Below are 17,300 nucleotides of genomic sequence, written 5' to 3' on the forward strand. Positions count from 1 at the left end.
CGGTGGGACCCTCCAGTGAGTTTTTGTCCGTCGCTTCCCTCGCACCGGTAGAGCCGATGCCACCACACCGGAGGCGACCTCGATGATCCCGTTGCTCCACGACTTCACCGACACGACGGTCCTCGTCGTCGGCGGCGGACGCGTCGGCGCGCGCAAGGCCCGGCGGTTCGCCCGCGAGGCCCGCGTCGTCGTCGTCAGCCCCGCGTTCGCCGACGAGGGCGAGGACGCCCCGGCCGTCGACTTCGGCGGTGCCGAGAAGGTCCGCGCGGCGCTCGAACCCGACGATGTCGGGGACTGGCTTGACCGGCTGGACCCGGTACTCGTCGTCGCCGCGACCGACGACGGCGAGCTGAACGCGGCCGTCGAGCGCGCCGCGAAGGCCCGTACCGTGCTCGTGAACCGGACCGACACGCACGGTGGCCGCGACCCCGGCAGCGTGGTCGTGCCCGCGACCGTGCGTGACGACCCCGTCGTCGTCGCCATCTCGACGGGTGGGGCGTCACCGGCGCTGTCGAAGCACCTCCGCGAGACGCTCGAGGAGGATATCGAGGGTTCGGGTGCGATGGCCGAGCTGACCGGGCTCGTCCGCGAGGAGCTGCAGGCCCGGGAGATCCAACCCGAGCGACGGCGCACCGTGGTACGGGACGTGGTTCGGTCCCCCGACGTTTGGACAGCTTTACGTACAGGAAACCCCAACCTCCGGCAGATAGCGCGCGAGGTCGTTGCCGACCGCGCACTCGACGAAGCATGATAGGTGCCTCTGGCGTCATCTCAGGCGTTCGCGTCTCGCACTCGGTCGCCAGTGTCGACGACATCGCGGCGGCCAGCGGAGCCACCCAGCGCGAGGTCGTCACCGACCTGACCGCACGCGACGGCGTCCACGAGGCGTTCTGTCTGCACACCTGCAACCGTGCGGAGGCGTACGTCGTCACCGACGACCCGGCGACCGGTCGGGCGGCGCTTGCGTCCTACACCGAGCGCGTGGACGACGACGTGGTCGTCCGGATGGACCACGAGGAGAGCCTGCGACACCTGCTCCGTGTCGCGGCCGGCCTCGAGTCCATCGTCCTCGGCGAGGACCAGATCCTTGGCCAGATCCGCTCCGCCTACGAGGACGCCCGTGGTGTCGACGGGCTCGGGGCGATGCTCGACGACGCCGTGTTGAAGTCGATCCACGTCGGCGAACGCGTCCGCGACGAGACCGACATCAACGAGGGTGTCGTCTCGCTGGGGTCGGCCGCCGCGAACCTCGTCGCCGCCGAGCGCGACCTCCCCGAGTCGACGGCGCTCGTCGTCGGTGCGGGCGAGATGGCGACGCTCGCGGCACGGGCGCTCGCCGACCGCGGCGTCGCCGAGCTCGTCGTCGCGAACCGGACACTCCCGCACGCCGAACACCTCGTGGGCGAGGTCGAGGTCGACGCCGAGGCGGTCACGTTGGCCGCCGTCGACAGCGTGACGCGGGACGCCGACGTGGTCGTCACGGCGACGGGCAGCGACGAACCGGTCATCGCGCGGGCCGACCTCGACGACGGCCGCGAACGGACCGTCTTCGACCTCGCACAGCCCCGTGACGTCGAGGCGGCCGCCCGCGAGCTGGACGCCGTCGACGTGTACGACCTCGACGACCTCGAGGACGTCACCGACGAGACGCGGGAGAAGCGCCGTGAAGCAGCCGGCGAGGTCGAGACGATGGTCGAGACGGAGTTCGACCTCCTGCTCGAACAGTACAAGCGAAAGCGCGCCGACGAGGTCATCGCGGCGATGTACGAGTCCGCGGAGCGCGTGAAGGCCCGGGAGGTCGAGACCGCCCTCTCGAAGCTCGACCTCGACGACGAGGAGCGCGAGGTCGTCGAGTCGATGGCGGACGCGCTGGTCGGCCAGCTGCTCGCGCCACCGACGAGGAGCCTGCGCGACGCCGCCGCCGAGGACGACTGGGCGACCATCAACACGGCGCTCCAGCTGTTCGACCCCGAGTTCGGCGGTTCGCCGCCCGCCTTCGTCGGTGCGGTCGCGGGCGACGACGACGCCGACATGCCGACCGGTGTCGTCACCGACGACGACTGACGGCGGCCGACCGTCGCGACCCGGGGTTCTCAGCGGAGGTACCCGTCCACGTAGCGGGTCGTCGCCCGGAGCGTCGCGTCGCTCAGCTGCCACGTGTGCGTCCAGTGCCGGGGTTCGAGCTCGCGCCCGTCGTGGGTCGAGAACGACCCGTGGTCGTAACAGCCCGAGCCGTGCCACCGCGTCTCCCCGCCGACGAGCGTGGTGTCGGCGTAGGAGGTCGCGAGCGGGGTCACGACGACCGTCTCGAGGTCACGACGGGCGACCGCGCCGAGGTCGTGCTCGCACCGACTCCCGTTGACCGCGGCGGCGACGTCGGGCCGGAGGACGGTGTGGAGCCACTCGTGGACCGCCATGTTCTCGGAGACCGCACGGTCGTCCCAGAACTCGGTCGCGCCGAGGTTCGCGAACGCGACGGCCCCGCCGCTTGCCACGTCGCGGTTCGCGGCCCCGTAGCCGAGCGCCTGGTCGAACGGGAGTCGCGGGAGGTAGAGGTGGCAGGTCCCGTCGTCGTACGCGTCCCGGTCGCGGAGCCAGCGCTCGACGCTGTCGAAGAGCGCGGGCTGGTCGGTCGTCGAGACGTCGTCCGGCGGCACCGGCTCACCCTCGGTGACGGCCGTCTCGACCGTCACGTCGAGGGTCCGTTCCGCACGGGCGGCGACCTGTTCGACGCCGACGCGGACCGCGTCGCGGACGGACCGGGTGGTCCCGTTCCAGCCGAACCGGGCGTCGGGGTGGACGGCGACGGCGAGCCGTGGCGTCGGCTGTCGCGTCGGTCGGCCCGACGCGAGCCCGCCGATGGCGGCGGTGCCGACGGCCGCGAGGAGCCGTCGTCTGGAGAGCGACTGCACGTGCGGACCGTCGACGGTTCGAGCCGTAATCTTTGGGGCGGTGTCGACTGGCGAATGGGTGGATACAACGTCCCGTCAGGTCGACGGCGGGGCGTCCCCTTCCCCCCAACGATTATCCCGACGCCCGCCAATGGCTCGGGTATGGCAGACGTGCTGTCCGACGACGAGGTCGACGAGCAGCTCCCCGAGGGCTGGGACCGGGACGGCGACGAGATCGTCCGGGTGTTCGAGTTCGACGACTACATGAAAGGCGTCAACTTCGCGCAGCTGACGGGCGAGATCGCCGAGGCACAGTTCCACCATCCGGAGCTGATAATCCGGTACGAGGAGGTCGAGGTCCGCTTCACCAGCCACGAGGCGGGTGGTATCACCGAACAGGACATCGAGATGGCCGATATCCTCAACGCGGAAGTGTAGCGGTGCAGGCGGCGTACGTCGTCCGGGTGCGCTTCCGACTCGCCCCGACCGAGGGACGGGTGTCGGTCGACCCGTCGACGTTCGAGACCACCGTTCGCTGGTCGGCACCCGAGCCCGGCAGCGACGGCTGGCTGTTCTTCCGCGACCACTGCTGGCACGGCGAGTTCAACGACCCGGCCCACGCGAGGGAGCTCGTCGCCGACGCACTCGGCGTGCCGGTCGAGGACGCCTCCTTCAGCGAACTGCGGACCGACGGGGCGTACCTCGACGCACTGAAGGCCGAGGTCGGTGCCGACCTGACGCTGTTCAACGCCGAGTCGACGAGCGAGGCGCTCTCGAAGTACCTCGGGAGCTCCATCCACGTCGTCGACGAGCTGTGAGCACCGCCCTCTCCTGTCTCAGTCCCGGAGGCGGGCGATGCGCGCCGACCCCGACGTGGCGTCGATGTGGACCTGGACCGTGCGGTCGCCGGCCTTCGCGGGAACGATCCACGAGCCGGTGGTCCGGTACGGCTCCTCGGTGACCGTCGGGTCGTCGTAGCCGTGGGCGCTCAGCTCCGCTATCGCGAGTTCCTCGGCCTCGTCGGCGTCGTGGATGGTCGGCTCGTCGGTCATCCGGATGGTGACGACGGGCACGTCGGCGGTGCGGACGACGCGCTCGGTGACGCTCCCGATGATGGCCCGGTCGACGCCGGTGCGGCCGTGGGTCCCCATGACGATCATGTCGGCGGCGGCCTCGTCGGCGTAGTCGAGGACGGCCTCGTGGGGGACGCCCTGCCGGACGGCGGTCGTCACGTCGACGCCGTCCTCCCGGGCGGCGTTCGCGACGGTCTCGACGGTCCGCTCGGCCTCCTCGCTCGCCCGCTCCGCCGCGGTCTCGTCGCGGTAGGGGTCCTCGGTGACGACGGAGAGCACGTGCAGGGTCGCGTCGTACTGTCTCGCGAGGTCGATGGCGTGGCGTCGCGCCCGGTTCGTCGCGTCACTCCCGTCGGTGGGAAACAGCACCGTGTCGTACATACGTGACCCTTCAGCGTCGTGTGACTTAAACGCGGGCGACGGTTCCCGTCAGCTGGTGTCCCGGAGCGTCTCGATGCGCTCCGCAGTCGGTGGGTGCGAGTCGGGCAGTCGGTTCTTCACCTCGATGAACCGGCGGCGGACCGTCCAGCCGTAGGGTTCGCGGTCGCCGTCGGGACCGAGCAGCACGGGTGGGTCGGGGTTCTCGGGTGGCGGCGGGACGATGGAGAAGGCCTCGACACCGTCGGCCGCACGGAGGTCGGTCACCGGCGAGCCGTCGAACCGGCCGTCGAGCGCCGTCAGCGCACTGGCGAGTGCGGCGGGGTCCCCGGTCAGCGCGACGGCGGCACGGTCGGCGGCGCGCTCGCGCTGGCGGGTGAACAGCACGAGCAGCCCCCTCCCGACCGCGAGGAAGGCACCACCGACGGCGAGACTGAACAGCAACGCGACGGCGCTGAGGGGGTGTGCAGCCGTTCCGGGCTCGTCCCCGAGCGTCGAGAGCCCCCAGCCGAACAGGTCGTCCGCGACGAACACCGGCACCGCGCAGGCGCTCGTCACCGCCACGTCGCGGTTGGCGACGTGGGCGAGTTCGTGGGCGACGACGGCGCGGAGCTCGTCGTCGTCGAGCGCGTCGAGCGTTCCCGTCGAGACGACGAGCGTCGTCGACGACGGTCGGAGCCCCGTCACCAGCGCGACCGGCGCATCGGTGTCGAGCAGGCGGACTGCCGGCGTCGGCACGGCGAGCTGCGAGCTGGTACGGGACACGAGCGCGTCGACCTCCGGTGGCGAGTCGGTGACGGGCGCGTCGAACGTCGACAGCGGCGACGACCGGAGTTCGGTGCCGACGGCGTACGCCGCCGGGGCGAGCACGAGGATGGCCGCGAGCGTGCCGGACGCGACGGGCGCGACGCCGACCAGCCGGAGGACGGCGAAGACGGCCGCGAACAGCGTCGCACAGAGCGCGAGCGTCGTGACCGCGAGCCCGGTCGCCGCGACGACCATCCGGAGGCGGAGCTGGAGGGACACGCCCGAACCTGTCGGGTCCTGGAGCAAAATCGTTGTGGAACGCGGCCGGCCGGCCCGGGTCGACGGTCGTCGGTCCCGACACACCGTCACACATCCCCGGAAGACACTTACGGCGAACCGTCCTAGTTCTGAGTCCGATGCCGCCCGAGTACGACTACTGGCTGCTGGACCTCGACGGGACCCTCGTCGACGTGGACTGGTCCTACACCCGCGAGGTGTTCGACCGCGTCGGCGACCGTCTCGGCCGCCGGTTCACCGACCAGGAGGCCCATACCCTCTGGCACGGCCTCACCGGCAAGCGCGACGACCAGCTCCGCGCGTGGGGCGTCGACCCCGCCGAGTTCTGGCCCGCCTTCCACGCCGTCGAGGACCCCCAGGTCCGCGCCGAGAACACATTCCTCCACCCCGACGCAGCGTTCGTTGGCGACCTCGACTGTCCAGTCGGGCTCGTCACGCACTGCCAGCAGTTCCTCGCCGACCCCGTCATCGACCACGTCGGCATCCGCGACTGGTTCGATTCCATCGTCTGCTGCACCGACGACACCGGCTGGAAGCCCGACCCGACACCCGTCTACCACGCGCTCCGGGACATGGGCGTCGCGAGGCCGCCGGTCGCCACCGACGGTGGCGTCGCGACCGGGGGCAGGGGCGTCCTCGCCGGCGACGGCAGCGGCGACGTCGGCGCGGCCTGGAACGCCGGCCTCGACGCCATCCACGTCGAGCGCCACGGCCACGAGTTCCGCGGCCACTGCGTGATGGGCGACCACCGCGTCGAGACGTTCGCCGAGCTGTGGACCGACGACCGGTACTGAGCGACCGCGCGCAGAATCAGTCCTCCTCCTCTTCGCCGTCCGGGAGCCGTTGCACCGCCCGCAGCCACCGCTCCTTGGCCCGCTGCCCGGGGAACGCGTACGGGTCGTCCGTGATGTCCCAGGGCGTCCCCATCACCGGGCCGACAGCCCTGCCGGTCAGGCTCAGCCAGACGCCGACTGCCACCACGGTCGCGAGCATCGAGAGGAGGACAGCGACCGCGACGCCGACGAGACCGCCGACCTGGAGCGCCGGAAGGACCACGACCAGGAAGAGCCCTCCCACGGTGACCGCGAACAGGACACGTCTGACCCAGTCGCCGGAGATGTCGAACGAGTCGGCCATCGTCCTGTCGGTGATTCGTCTCGGGAAGTGATAATGTTTTACCAGCTGTGGGTTCGGTCGTCGGACTCCCGGACACGGACCAATCGTGCCGGTCAGGCTGGTCGCGCCGGCGCACGGGACGACGTCAGTACTGATTATTATAGTTCGACACTGAACAAGGTGTATGGAGGGCGACGAAACCGTCGACCGCGAGTTCCTCCTCGAAGTCGTCAAACGAGCGCCGATGCTCGCAGCTCTCAGGGAGGGATCGATGACTCCCCGTGACCTCGAGCACCGCCTCGGGATCTCGAGATCGACGAGACACCGGAACACGACCTCACTCACTGACCGGGGGGTCCTCGAGAAGTCAGATGGCGAATACAGGCTGACCGAGTTCGGGCGGGCACTCGCGGATGTCGTCGCAACGTTCGAGACGGACATGCAGACGACCGTTCGGCTCGCCCCGGTGTTCGACGCCGTTTCCGACAGCCTACCCACGTGCCCAACCGACATCTTCGCCGACGCAACCGTCACGACGACCGACCAGGGCGACCCGTTCGGGCCGCTGGCGCGGTTCGTCTCACTGGTCCGGGAGACCGACTCGTTGCGCATGATGGATTCGTACGCAGTCGCGCCGACGTACATCGACGAGGTCCACGGGAGGATTCTCGATGGTCTGCATACGGAGGTCATCGAGCGTCCGGACGTCGCGAACGACATCATGGAACACTATCCGAGGAGGTGTGTGGAGCTCTGTGCGAGTGAGCACCTCACGATGAAGCTGTTCGACGATCTCCCGTTCGGACTCGCCATCCTCGACAACCGGGTCGGAATCGGTGTTCGGGACGATGAGACGAACGTCCCCCGTGCGTTCGTCGACACCGACGCCAGCGAAGCGCGCGACTGGGCTGAAACGCTCTTCGAGACCTACTGGGACGAGTCGGTTCCGTTGCGACGGTTCAACCCGAAGGCACTGCAGGAGGCAATCGAACGCCACGACCTGTAATCAGTGAGCTGCGTGCCGTGGGTCACCAGTCGAAAGCGCCTGTCGACGATGGCGGCCGTTCAGCTCTGCTGTGGCCCGTCGACCGGCTGGCCTCGTCGTTCGATTCGGGTTACCGGGAGCCCGGCGCAGTCCGCGTGCTCGTAGATTGCGTCCTCCGTTTCGGCCCTGAAATGACAGAGGGTGCCAGTGACTTCGTCGTCCTCGTTCGTCATTATCTCCGACCGGACCCAGTCGATGGCGGTGCCCTCGTCCCGTGCGGTCTCGACTGCCGCGACCGACCGTTCGCTCGCCCGTTCGCGTTCGGCGTGGGTGACCGGTTCGTCCAGGATGCGCAGGATGAGGAAGTCGGCCAGCTCCGGGTCGGTCATGACGCCCCTCCCTGTTCCGCTGTCGATCTCGACACGTCGCCGTCGACCGTCGTCTGGTCTCGAGGAGACATGGTACTTTTACGACGGGGGTGGAGTTGTACCTACTCGTCGGGATTCTCCCACAGACTGGAACAGTTCCACGCGGTGAGACGCGTCAGACTCATCGCCTGAACGTACGCAATCTCTCCATCCGCCGGCGAGACATCGATGTATCCGTCGAAGGCGGGAGTACGTTGCTCGGGTGCCGGTCACTAGGGCCCGTGATCGCTCCCGCTCCCGGGTTTCCCGAACAGGACGAAGAACAGGATCGACAGTCCGAATCCCGCAGCGAGGAGCGGGTTCCCCGCCGCCAACTCCCCCGCTCGCTGCACCGTGAGTTGTCCGGAGAAATGCAACGCACCGCCGATTACGCTGAACAACGCGATTACCGGGAGCATCTCCTTCGGACTGTTGACCATCTCACATCAGTACAACACAATCGATACCCGATGCGTAAATAGCTAGCTCGGCGACATCTCAGCTCCGGAGAGCCGGCTGAACGGTCCGGAACGGATACGCTACTGCGAGTACCCCGCCAACCCATCGGCCAGCCCGGCCTCCGAATCCAGTGCCGCCACGAGCGTCCGCACGCCCTGCTTCTCGACTCTGTCGGGGTTCCCGAGCAGGCGCACCCGCTCGTGCCCACAGGAGACGAACCCCATATCGAGTGTCTCCGCGGTCGCCCGGAGCCCGAGCGCCACGTCAGCGTCGCCCGACCTGACCACCCGCGCCGGGCTCTCGTGCGCCCGCCGGCCGGCGTCGAAGCCGTCGATGGACTCGACGAGGTCGTGGCGTTCGACGCCGCGCTCGTCGGCCAGTTCCGCGAGGGCGTTCGCCAGCGTCGTCCGCAGTCCCGACGCCGTGGTCCGGTTGACGAACCGGAGGTCGTGGTCGGCGAGATCGGCGAGCCCGGACACGTCGTCGGGGTTCCCGTGCGGGACGACGAGTCCCCACTCGCGCCGCCAGTCGGCGAGAAGTTCGGGGTCGTCCTCTTCGCCGTCGTGGTCGATGTCCACGGGACCGGAGACGACGGCCACGTCCGGCACGTCGGCCCGGAGCCGTCGGAGCCCCGGCCGGGTGCCGACGCCGAGGTAGCGGGCCGTCGGGACGCGGTCGAGGGCGAGCGACAGCAGCGGGTCGTCCTCGCCGACGCCGAAGACGGCCGGGGGTCGCACGTCCGGCGAGAACAGTTGCACTGTCACCGTCTCGCCCGCGTCGAGGTAGGTCACGTCGGCGGGCATCTCGACGACGCCGTCGGCCTCCGCGAGGCTGGTCGTCGCGCCGGAGCCCTTGTCGACGGGGTAGACGAGCGTCCGGCCGTCGCCCGTCTCGACGAGGCCGACGGAGACGAACCGGTGGCGACCCTCGGCGTGGCGCTCGCGTTCGGCGAGTTCGCCGGTCGTCGTCGCCGCCGCGGACTCGGGGAGCCCGGCGGCCCGGCGGATGGCCGGCGCGACGAACGTCCGGAAGATAGTGAGCGCGGAGACGGGGTAGCCCGGGAGCCCGACGTACGCGCTGTCTTCGAGCTTCCCGACGAGCATCGGCTTGCCCGGCTTGACGGCGACGCCGTGGACGAGGAGTTCGCCGCGCTCCTCGACGACCCGGTACACCACGTCGACCGCGCTCGCGCTGGTGCTGCCCGAGGAGAGCACGAGGTCGCACTCGTCCGCTGCTTCGGAGAGCACGCGCTCCATCTCGTCGTAGTCGTCGCCGGTGTGGGGGTAGAGCCGTGGCTCGCCACCCGCGTCCGCCACCCCGGCGGCGACGCTGTAGCTGTTCACGTCGTAGATCTGCCCGCGCTCGTCGTGGAGCTCCTCGCCGGGCCGGACCAGCTCCTCGCCGGTCGAGACGATGCCGACCGTCGGCCTCCCCTTCACCGGCACCCCGTCGACGCCGAGCGCCGACAGCAGGCCGACCTCGCGGGGCGTGATTCGCGTTCCAGGGCCGAGCGCGCGCTCGCCCGCCGCGACGTCGGTGCCCGCGAAGGCGACGTTCCCGCCGGGCGTGACGCTGGTCCTGACCGCCACGTGCTCGTTCCCGTCGCCGTTCTCGACCAGGTCCGTCTCCTCGACCATCACCATCGCGTCCGCGCCGTCGGGCATCACCGCGCCCGTCGATATCTCGACGCACTCGCCGACGTCGACGGTCACGTCGGGTTCGGTGCCCGCATCCACGCGGCCGACGAGGTCCAGCGTCGCGGGGTCGGTCTCGCTCGCGCCGAAGGTGTCCTTCGCCCGGAGCGCGTAGCCGTCCAGTTTCGCCCGGTCGAAGCCGGGCACGTCGCGTTCTGCGTCGATTCGCTCGGCGAGGACCCGACCGCGAGCCTCACCCAGCGGCACCGTCTCGGGTTCGGGTTCGAGGTCGAGGCTGGCGATGGCCTCGTGGGCCGCCTCGGGGGGTGCCAGCTCGCGGAACTCCTTCCTCACGGCGACCACCCCCAGCGCTGGACGGCGACGAGGTCGCCCTCCGGCAGGCCCTCGATGCCCTCGCGGATCTCGATCCAGCCGTCGGCGAGACCGACCGACGAGTGCGACAGCGGGCCGTCGGTTCTGATTGGAACCGCGACGCGCTGGCCACCCTCCGCGTCGAACCGCACCCGGACGTACGTCCTGACGCCCGGCTCGGAGGGGACCTTCCGTGCGAGCATCGCGGGCCCGGTCGGCGGCTCCTCGTACTCGCGCCCATCGGCCCACGTCGCGGCGGGCCGGAGGAACTGCATCGCACCGACGACGCACGCTGCGGGGCCGCCCGGGAGGACCACGACGGGCGTGTCGTCGACCGAGCCGAGTCCCAGCGACTCGCCGGGCGTCGCCGCGATGCCGTGGACGAACAGCGAGCCGGCACTCGCCAGGGCGTCGGGCACGCGGTCGGACTCGCCGAGCCCCGAGCCGCCGGTCGTCGCGACGATGTCCGCGTCGGTGGCTGCATCACGGAGCGCGCCGGCGATGGCCGCCGCGTCGTCGGCGACCGGCCCGTGTCGCTCGGCGACGCCGCCCCACCGTTCGACCAGCCGGATGACGGTCAGGGAGTCCGTCTCGACGCTCTCGCCGGGACCGGGCTCGTCGTCGACGAGGTCGTCCCCGACCGGGACGACCGCGACCCGTGGCCGCTCCCTGACGGTCACCGTCTCCACGCCCGCGGCACGTAGCAGTCCGAGATCCGGCGGTCGGAGCCGGCGTCCCGGCTCGTACAGCGACTGGTCGGCGGCCACGTCCGAGCCGACGGCCGCGACGCCGTCACAGACCGCGACGGGGTCGAACACCTCGACGGTGTCGTCGACCAGCGCCGCACCGCCGACCGGGACGACGGCGTCCGCGCCCGATGGGAGCGGGTCGCCGGCGTCCACACGGCGTGCGCCCCCCGTGGGTCCGCCGTCACCGACGTCGCCGTCGGCATCCAGCAGCGCGGGCGACCGGTCGCTCGCGCCGAACGTCGTGCTCGCGGCCACCGCGAACCCGTCGACCGAGGCCCGCGACTCCCCCGGAACCGCCCGGCGAGCGGTCACGGCGGCGGCCAGCGTCCGCCCGTCCGCGTCGGCCACCGGGACCGTCTCCGTCCGCTCGACCGTCGACACCCGCCCGCGGAGGCGCTCCCTCGCGTCGTCGATGCGAGTCCGCTCGCGGAACCCGGACTCGCGCCTGCGTTCGTCCATGTTCGCAGAGTCCGTGGGCGGAGGCAAAAACGTGCGGGACGGCCCCACACCGCGCCGGCCCGGAACTATCAATCCTTATACGGTACGGCGCGAACCCCCGGACGATGACGGTGACGCCGTTCCACCAGCTGTCCATCCTCGCGGGGCTCCTCGCGCTCGGCTACGGGGCGGTCGTCGGCGCGAAGGTCTACCGCATCTCCCGCGACGAACCCATCCCGACGTACCGGCTCCGCCACGGCGGGACCTGCGAGGTCGAGGGCGTCGCCGGGGTCCACGAGGAGACGGTGTCCGCGCCGTTCACCGGGACCGACTGCCTCGTCTGCCGCTGGACCGTCGAGGAGTACCAGCAGTCCGGCAAGCACAGCCACTGGAAGACGGTCGACTCCGGCGTCTGGTCGCGGCCGTTCGTCCTCGCGGACGACACCGGCCGGGTGCTCGTCGAGCCCGACGGCGCGGCGTTCTCGCTCGCGGAGGACGACACCGTCGAGGTCGACGGTGGCGACGCACCACCCCGGCGTGTCCAGCAGTTCATCGGCGCGAACGACCGCGTGGACGACGAGGACCGCGAGCTCGACCTCGGCATCGTCACGCTCTCGACGGGGAACGACCGACGCTACGTCGAGGAGCGACTCGACCCGGGCGACAGCGCGTACGTGTTCGGCTACGCACGGGCGAACCGCCGGCCCGGGAGCGGCGTCGAGGGCGTCGTCGCCGGACCGCCGGCGGACCGAGGCGGCTCCCACCTCGACCGGCTGTTCGGCCCGCTCTTTCTCGTCTCCGATACGACGGAGCGTGGCGTGCTGCGTCGGCTCCGCTGGAAGGTGTTCGTCCCGGGACTGCTCGGTGTCGCGCTGGTCGCAGTCGGGCTCTCGCCGCTCGCGCTCTGAGTCGAGTGGTCGTGCGCCGAGTCAGGCCACCCGCGAGTCGGGCGTGCGGGTCAGTGACACGCGGGGTTCCGTCTCCGCGGCCTTTTTCGTTCCAGACTCCCAAGGGACTGGCATGTCAGCGCTGCGTGACGCGTTGCGGGACCTGCCCGACGCCGTGTTCGCCGACTTCCTCGAGTCCGAGGAGGCGTACCTCCTCGTCGTCGACCTGCCGGGCGTGTCCGCCGAGACGCTCGACATCGTCGTGAGCGACGGTCGGGTCCGTCTCGAAGCGCGCCGCGAGAAGGACGTGCCCCCCGAGTTCCGCTACGAGCGCGAGGACCGGTCGATGTTCCTCGACGCCGAGTTACCCCTCCCCCCGGACGCGACCGCCGAGGGAGCCGCGGCCTCGGTCGACCGCGGCGTCCTCGAGCTCCGCCTCCCGAAGCGCCGCGCGGAGGAGACCCGTATCGAGATCAGCGACGACGAGTAAGCCGGGGTGGTCACGCTGGTCAACCTTCGCGCGTACTGGCGCTTCTTCGTCGTCGCGAGACAGTTCCTCCCGCTGCTGCTCGCCTACGCCCGTGACCGCCGCCGGTACCTGCTGTTCGGCGGCCGCCGCCAGGTCGACCGCGAGACGCAGGTCAGACGCGCCGAGCACCTGCTCTCGTCGCTGCTTACGCTCGGCCCGACGTTCATCAAGCTCGGCCAGCTGCTCTCGACCAGGCCCGACGTCCTCCCGACGGCGTACATCGAGGTGCTCTCGTCGCTGCAGGACGACGTGCCGCCGGCCGACTGGGCGGACGCACGGGTGGTCCTCGAGGAGGAGCTCGGCCCCGTCGAGGAGGCGTTCGACGAGTTCGACACCGAGCCGATCAGCGGCGCGAGCCTCGGCCAGGTGTACCGCGCGAGCGTCCGGGGACAGGACGTCGCGGTGAAGGTGCGTCGCCCCGGCGTCGAGTCGCTCGTCGAGGCCGACCTCCGGGTCATCAAGTGGTCGCTGCCCGTCCTGATGCGCTTCGTCGGGGAGGCACGAGCGTTCTCGCTGGAGAACCTCGCCGACGAGTTCGCGAAGACCATCCGCGAGGAGATGGACTACGACCGCGAGGCGCGGATGCTCACCGAGATCCGCGCGAACTTCGCCGACTTCGACGGAGTCCGCATCCCGGCGGTCATCGAGGAGTACTCAGACTCGCGCGTGCTCACCATGGAGTACGTCGCGGGGACGAAGATCAACGACGTCGACCGCCTCGACGAGCTCGGCATCGACCGCAGCCAGGTCGCCGAGACGCTCCAGGAGACGTACCTCCAGATGATAATCGAGGACGGCGTCTTCCACGCCGACCCCCACCCGGGCAACCTCGCCGTGACCGACGACGGCACCATCGTCTTCTACGACTTCGGCATGTCCGGCCGGGTCGACGAGTACATCCAGGACCGCATCGTCGAGTTCTACATCGCCGTCGCGAACCAGGACATCGACGGCATCCTCGACTCGCTCATCGCCATCGGCACGCTCTCGCCGGAGGCCGACCGCGACGTGATGGGCGACGTGATGGAGCTCGCCATCGCGGACGCCCGCGGCGACGACATCGAGCAGTACCGCGTGAACCAGATCATCAGCCAGATCGAGGACTCCATCTACGAGTTCCCGTTCCGGCTCCCCGAGAACCTCGCACTCGTGCTCCGCGTCGCGACCGTCGTCGAGGGGGTCTGTGTGACGCTCGACGAGGACTTCGACTTCATCGAGACCGCGACCACGTACCTCACCGCACAGGGCTACCGCGAGGAGTCCATCAAGCAGTACGTCGAGGAGACCGGCGAGCAGGCCTGGGAGTCCGCCCAGTCGATGCTCCGCGTGCCGCCGAAGCTGGAGAACACGCTCGACCGCGCCCAGCGCGGCAACCTCACCGTGCAGGTCGAGCTGAACGACGGGAAGGGCGTCATCGACCGGCTCGCCAAGCGCATCGTCTACGGGCTGGTGTTCTCCTTCTCCATCCTCGCGACCGCGTACCTCTACCAGGGTGCGTCGCTGTACGCCGCCGCGGTTTCCGGCGCAATCGGCGTCATCGGCGGCGTGCTGCTGTGGCTCTCCTTCCGCGAGAAGAAGGGCATCCGCGCCCAGCCGCAGTTCACCCGCCAGAACATGCGGAAACGGCGCGACGACTGACTCCCGGACCGCCGGTGCCGGTACACGTTTCTCGTCTCCGAACGCACGTCGGGTATGGACATCGCCGAGTTCGGACTGGAGCGGTGGTTCGGTGAGTACGAACACGGGGCCGACATCATGCTCGCGGAGTCGGGCATCCGGCCACTGGACTCCGCACGATTCGACACCGACCCGGGCGAACTGAACTACGTCATCCCGACCGACGGCGACCCCGAGTTCCGGGCCGAGGTCGGCGAGCGATACGACCGCGGGGCCGACGAGGTGTGTTTCACCTGCGGGACACAGGAGGCGAACTTGCTCGTGTTCTGCTCGCTGCTCGACGCCGAGGACCACGCGGTCGTCGTGACGCCCACGTACCAGGCGTTGCAGGCGGTTCCGGAGGCCATCTGCGACGTGACGACGGTCGACCTCCAGGAGCCGGCGTGGACGCTCGACGTGGACGCCGTCGCGGACGCGATGCGTCCGGAGACGAAGCTGGTCGTGCTGAACAACCCGAACAACCCGACCGGGCGCTACCACGACGAGGCCGTCGTCGGCGAGCTGTACGACGTGGCCGCCGCCAACGACGCCTACCTGCTCTGTGACGAGGTGTACCGGCTGCTCGACGACGAACCCATCCCGCCGGTGGCGAGCATGGGTGACCACGGTATCTCCACGACCAGCCTCACGAAGGCGTACGGACTGGCCGGCCTGCGCTTCGGCTGGATCGCCGGGCCGGAGGACGTGGTGGGGGACGCGGTGCGCTGGAAGGACTACACGACCATCTCGCCGCCCATCTTCGGCCAGCACGTCGCCCGGCAGGCGCTCGGCGAGCAGGAGGACGACATCCTGCGGGAGAACCGCGAGCTGGCCGCCACCAATCGAGGAATCGTCCGCGAGTTCGTCCACGAGCACGGGCTCGACTGGTACGACCCCGTCGGCGTCAACGGCTTCGTCACCGTCCCCGACGGGTTCGACGACGCCCGCGAGTTCTGCGTGCGGGTCGTCGAGGAGGAGAGCGTCGTCCTCGCGCCCGGCGACCTCTTTGGCTTCCCAGACTACTGGCGGCTCGGCTTCGGCCTCCCGACCGACGAGCTGGAGGCGGGACTCGACCGCGTCTCGCGTGTCATCGAGGGCGTCTGAGGCCCCTCGCGGTGGCCTGACCGATGCTTCGGCATGGCGCGTGCCGCTGCTCGTGTCGCTACGCCCATAGACCACCTCGTTGACGCCGTTCCAAGAGGTTTATACACTCCCGGGCAGAATCCCGCCACATGGCTAAACAGCAGAAGGAAGTGCGTGACCTTCAGGAGGGTAGCTACGTGATGATCGACGACGTCGCCTGCAAGATCAACGGCTACTCCACCGCGAAACCGGGCAAGCACGGCAGCGCGAAGGCTCGCGTCGAGGCCGTCGGCGTCTTCGACGGCAAGAAGCGCTCCATGTCACAGCCCGTCGACGCGAAGTGCTGGGTCCCCATCATCGAGCGGAAGGGCGGGCAGGTCGTCTCCGTCGAGTCCGCCACCGTCGCACAGGTCATGGACCTCGACACCTACGAGACGTTCTCGATGTCCATCCCGGAGGACATGGACCTCGAGCCCGACGACGAGATAGAGTACCTCGAGCTCGACGAACAGCGAAAGATCGTCTGACGCCGATGTTCCCCGGAGCCATCGCCGACCGCGACGACGCAGACTACGTGGTCGTCGGGGCTCCGCTCGACGTCTCGACGACCTTCCAGCCGGGCACGCGGTTCGGTCCCGACCGTGTCCGGCGCTTCTCCGAAACATTCGACGACTACGACCACCAGACCCGGAGTCACTTCTCCGACCTCGGCGTCGCGGACCACGGCGACGTGCGCGCCTGGGACGACGCCGCCGAGTACCTCGACTACCTCGAGGGCGTCTGCACCGACGTGGTGTGGGACGACGCGGTCCCGCTGGTCCTCGGCGGCGAGCACACCGTCACGCTGGCGAACGTCCGCGCGACCGACCCCGACGTGTTCGTCTGCCTCGACGCCCACCTCGATCTGCGAGCCGAGTACGACGGCAACGAGCTCAGCCACGCGACCGTCACCCGGCACGTGCTCGACGTGGCGGACGAAGCGGTGATACTCGGCGCGAGAACCGGCAACGAGGCCGAGTGGGACCGGGCGAGCGAGGCCGACGTGACCGTCGTGCCCCCCGAGGACGTCGCGGACTGGGAGCCCGACTTCGGCGACCGAGACGTCTACTGCTCGGTGGATATCGACGGGGCCGACCCCGGGTTCGCCCCCGGCACCGGAACAATGGAGCCGTTCGGACTGACGCCCCGCGAGATGCGCGACGTGGTTCGGGCTGTTGGAGCGACGGGCGACGTCGTGGGCTTCGACGTCGTCGAGGTGAACGACCGCGACGACGGGCAATCCGCTTCGTTGGCCGGGAAACTGCTCCGTGAGTTCGTGTTTGCTGATTCGGCCTGAAACTCGTCGGTTCCGGGCGTCGTTTTCTGAATTCTGGTTGTTCGCGTTGCAGTCGTGGGAATTGCAGGAGTCGACAACAACCAGAAAGCCCCGAAGTTCTCGACTCGGGAGGTTCGCTGCGCTCCTCACTCCGTTCCGGTGCTTGCATCGCCTGCCTTCGTCGAGAACTTCGCCCCTTTCAGTCCCACCCGCCCGCCACCGCACCGCACCTCACGCCTCCCCAGCCTCCTGCATCTCCGGAAATCAGAGATTTCCGGTGGGCT

19 protein-coding genes are annotated in these 17,300 nt (G+C 69.8%); 12 read left to right on the forward strand and 7 right to left on the reverse strand.

The genetic code is table 11. The features are described 5' to 3' along the window. Window positions 1-82: 82 nt before the first annotated feature. Window positions 83-751 (forward strand): precorrin-2 dehydrogenase/sirohydrochlorin ferrochelatase family protein, encoded by a 669-nt coding sequence (locus NO345_RS04705; RefSeq protein WP_256296956.1) that lies wholly within the window; start codon window positions 83-85, stop codon window positions 749-751. Beyond that, on the forward strand, window positions 748-2,064 hold the full coding sequence (hemA, locus tag NO345_RS04710; protein ID WP_256296958.1) for a glutamyl-tRNA reductase: 1,317 nt from the start codon (window positions 748-750) through the stop codon (window positions 2,062-2,064). Before NO345_RS04705 ends, hemA begins: the two co-directional genes overlap by 4 nt. A gap of 29 nt (window positions 2,065-2,093) precedes the next feature. On the opposite strand, the gene NO345_RS04715 is transcribed toward hemA, so the two are convergent. Beyond that, window positions 2,094-2,912, reverse strand: a complete 819-nt coding sequence (locus tag NO345_RS04715; protein ID WP_256296959.1) for a hypothetical protein — start codon at window positions 2,910-2,912, stop codon at window positions 2,094-2,096. A 141-nt stretch (window positions 2,913-3,053) separates the two neighbouring features. On the opposite strand from NO345_RS04715, the gene NO345_RS04720 reads away from it, so the two are divergent. Both NO345_RS04720 and lwrS read left to right on the forward strand, forming a co-directional pair. Beyond that, window positions 3,054-3,329, forward strand: a complete 276-nt coding sequence (locus NO345_RS04720) for a 4a-hydroxytetrahydrobiopterin dehydratase (protein ID WP_256296961.1) — start codon at window positions 3,054-3,056, stop codon at window positions 3,327-3,329. A gap of 2 nt (window positions 3,330-3,331) precedes the next feature. Continuing rightward, window positions 3,332-3,709: an LWR-salt protein gene (lwrS, locus tag NO345_RS04725; protein WP_256296963.1), complete on the forward strand. Its 378-nt coding sequence runs from the start codon at window positions 3,332-3,334 to the stop codon at window positions 3,707-3,709. A gap of 18 nt (window positions 3,710-3,727) precedes the next feature. On the opposite strand, the gene NO345_RS04730 is transcribed toward lwrS, so the two are convergent. Both NO345_RS04730 and NO345_RS04735 read right to left on the reverse strand, forming a co-directional pair. Next, entirely contained in the window at window positions 3,728-4,345 is a 618-nt protein-coding gene (locus NO345_RS04730; RefSeq protein ID WP_256296964.1) for a universal stress protein, read from the reverse strand. A gap of 48 nt (window positions 4,346-4,393) precedes the next feature. Then, window positions 4,394-5,368, reverse strand: coding sequence for a M48 family metalloprotease (locus NO345_RS04735; RefSeq protein ID WP_256296965.1), 975 nt, complete (start codon window positions 5,366-5,368; stop codon window positions 4,394-4,396). Window positions 5,369-5,505: 137 nt separating this feature from the next. On the opposite strand from NO345_RS04735, the gene NO345_RS04740 reads away from it, so the two are divergent. Continuing rightward, window positions 5,506-6,180, forward strand: a complete 675-nt coding sequence (locus NO345_RS04740; RefSeq protein ID WP_256296966.1) for an HAD family hydrolase — start codon at window positions 5,506-5,508, stop codon at window positions 6,178-6,180. A gap of 16 nt (window positions 6,181-6,196) precedes the next feature. Here NO345_RS04740 and NO345_RS04745 read toward each other — a convergent pair whose 3' ends face one another. After that, complete coding sequence (locus NO345_RS04745) at window positions 6,197-6,523, reverse strand: DUF8000 family membrane protein (protein ID WP_256296967.1); 327 nt, start codon at window positions 6,521-6,523, stop codon at window positions 6,197-6,199. Window positions 6,524-6,686: 163 nt separating this feature from the next. On the opposite strand from NO345_RS04745, the gene NO345_RS04750 reads away from it, so the two are divergent. Beyond that, entirely contained in the window at window positions 6,687-7,508 is an 822-nt protein-coding gene (locus NO345_RS04750; protein ID WP_256296968.1) for a helix-turn-helix transcriptional regulator, read from the forward strand. A gap of 59 nt (window positions 7,509-7,567) precedes the next feature. Here the strand turns inward: NO345_RS04750 and NO345_RS04755 are convergent, their stop codons facing one another. The 3 genes from NO345_RS04755 to NO345_RS04765 all read right to left on the reverse strand — a co-directional run bounded on the left by NO345_RS04755 (window position 7,568) and on the right by NO345_RS04765 (window position 11,567). Next, window positions 7,568-7,876, reverse strand: coding sequence for a nickel-binding protein (locus tag NO345_RS04755; RefSeq protein ID WP_256296969.1), 309 nt, complete (start codon window positions 7,874-7,876; stop codon window positions 7,568-7,570). Between the two features lie 557 nt (window positions 7,877-8,433). Beyond that, window positions 8,434-10,341 (reverse strand): molybdopterin biosynthesis protein, encoded by a 1,908-nt coding sequence (locus NO345_RS04760; protein WP_368407844.1) that lies wholly within the window; start codon window positions 10,339-10,341, stop codon window positions 8,434-8,436. Next, window positions 10,338-11,567, reverse strand: coding sequence for a molybdopterin molybdotransferase MoeA (locus tag NO345_RS04765; RefSeq protein WP_256296971.1), 1,230 nt, complete (start codon window positions 11,565-11,567; stop codon window positions 10,338-10,340). The genes NO345_RS04760 and NO345_RS04765 overlap by 4 nt, the downstream gene beginning before the upstream one ends. A gap of 104 nt (window positions 11,568-11,671) precedes the next feature. Here NO345_RS04765 and NO345_RS04770 point away from each other — a divergent pair, with 104 nt between their 5' ends. The 6 genes from NO345_RS04770 to speB all read left to right on the forward strand — a co-directional run bounded on the left by NO345_RS04770 (window position 11,672) and on the right by speB (window position 17,037). Beyond that, window positions 11,672-12,454, forward strand: a complete 783-nt coding sequence (locus NO345_RS04770; RefSeq protein WP_256296972.1) for a GIDE domain-containing protein — start codon at window positions 11,672-11,674, stop codon at window positions 12,452-12,454. Between the two features lie 112 nt (window positions 12,455-12,566). Continuing rightward, window positions 12,567-12,923 (forward strand): Hsp20/alpha crystallin family protein, encoded by a 357-nt coding sequence (locus tag NO345_RS04775; protein WP_256296974.1) that lies wholly within the window; start codon window positions 12,567-12,569, stop codon window positions 12,921-12,923. Window positions 12,924-12,929: 6 nt separating this feature from the next. Next, the gene (locus NO345_RS04780) at window positions 12,930-14,600 is read left to right on the forward strand and encodes an ABC1 kinase family protein (protein WP_256296976.1); all 1,671 of its coding nucleotides are present in this window, start codon (window positions 12,930-12,932) and stop codon (window positions 14,598-14,600) included. Window positions 14,601-14,654: 54 nt separating this feature from the next. Further along, window positions 14,655-15,722, forward strand: coding sequence for an aminotransferase class I/II-fold pyridoxal phosphate-dependent enzyme (locus NO345_RS04785; protein ID WP_256296978.1), 1,068 nt, complete (start codon window positions 14,655-14,657; stop codon window positions 15,720-15,722). 128 nt (window positions 15,723-15,850) lie between these two features. Further along, window positions 15,851-16,228 carry a translation initiation factor IF-5A gene (locus NO345_RS04790; protein ID WP_256296980.1) on the forward strand — a complete coding sequence of 126 codons (378 nt, stop codon included), beginning with the start codon at window positions 15,851-15,853 and terminating at the stop codon, window positions 16,226-16,228. 5 nt (window positions 16,229-16,233) lie between these two features. Further along, complete coding sequence (gene speB / locus NO345_RS04795; RefSeq protein ID WP_256296982.1) at window positions 16,234-17,037, forward strand: agmatinase; 804 nt, start codon at window positions 16,234-16,236, stop codon at window positions 17,035-17,037. Window positions 17,038-17,300 lie beyond the last annotated feature (263 nt).

Source organism: Haloarchaeobius salinus, from assembly GCF_024464185.1.
GTDB classification, from domain to species: Archaea; Halobacteriota; Halobacteria; order Halobacteriales; family Natrialbaceae; genus Haloarchaeobius; species Haloarchaeobius salinus.

Bases quoted from the DNA above. Each gene is read 5' to 3' on its own strand.
- NO345_RS04705 (WP_256296956.1), top strand. From the start codon at position 83: ATGATCCCGTTGCTCCACGACTTCACCGACACGACGGTCCTCGTCGTC.
- hemA (WP_256296958.1), top strand. From the start codon at position 748: ATGATAGGTGCCTCTGGCGTCATCTCAGGCGTTCGCGTCTCGCACTCG.
- NO345_RS04720 (WP_256296961.1), top strand. From the start codon at position 3,054: ATGGCAGACGTGCTGTCCGACGACGAGGTCGACGAGCAGCTCCCCGAG.
- NO345_RS04730 (WP_256296964.1), bottom strand. From the start codon at position 4,345: ATGTACGACACGGTGCTGTTTCCCACCGACGGGAGTGACGCGACGAAC.
- NO345_RS04740 (WP_256296966.1), top strand. From the start codon at position 5,506: ATGCCGCCCGAGTACGACTACTGGCTGCTGGACCTCGACGGGACCCTC.
- NO345_RS04745 (WP_256296967.1), bottom strand. From the start codon at position 6,523: ATGGCCGACTCGTTCGACATCTCCGGCGACTGGGTCAGACGTGTCCTG.
- NO345_RS04750 (WP_256296968.1), top strand. From the start codon at position 6,687: ATGGAGGGCGACGAAACCGTCGACCGCGAGTTCCTCCTCGAAGTCGTC.
- NO345_RS04755 (WP_256296969.1), bottom strand. From the start codon at position 7,876: ATGACCGACCCGGAGCTGGCCGACTTCCTCATCCTGCGCATCCTGGAC.
- NO345_RS04765 (WP_256296971.1), bottom strand. From the start codon at position 11,567: ATGGACGAACGCAGGCGCGAGTCCGGGTTCCGCGAGCGGACTCGCATC.
- NO345_RS04770 (WP_256296972.1), top strand. From the start codon at position 11,672: ATGACGGTGACGCCGTTCCACCAGCTGTCCATCCTCGCGGGGCTCCTC.
- NO345_RS04775 (WP_256296974.1), top strand. From the start codon at position 12,567: ATGTCAGCGCTGCGTGACGCGTTGCGGGACCTGCCCGACGCCGTGTTC.
- NO345_RS04785 (WP_256296978.1), top strand. From the start codon at position 14,655: ATGGACATCGCCGAGTTCGGACTGGAGCGGTGGTTCGGTGAGTACGAA.
- NO345_RS04790 (WP_256296980.1), top strand. From the start codon at position 15,851: ATGGCTAAACAGCAGAAGGAAGTGCGTGACCTTCAGGAGGGTAGCTAC.
- speB (WP_256296982.1), top strand. From the start codon at position 16,234: ATGTTCCCCGGAGCCATCGCCGACCGCGACGACGCAGACTACGTGGTC.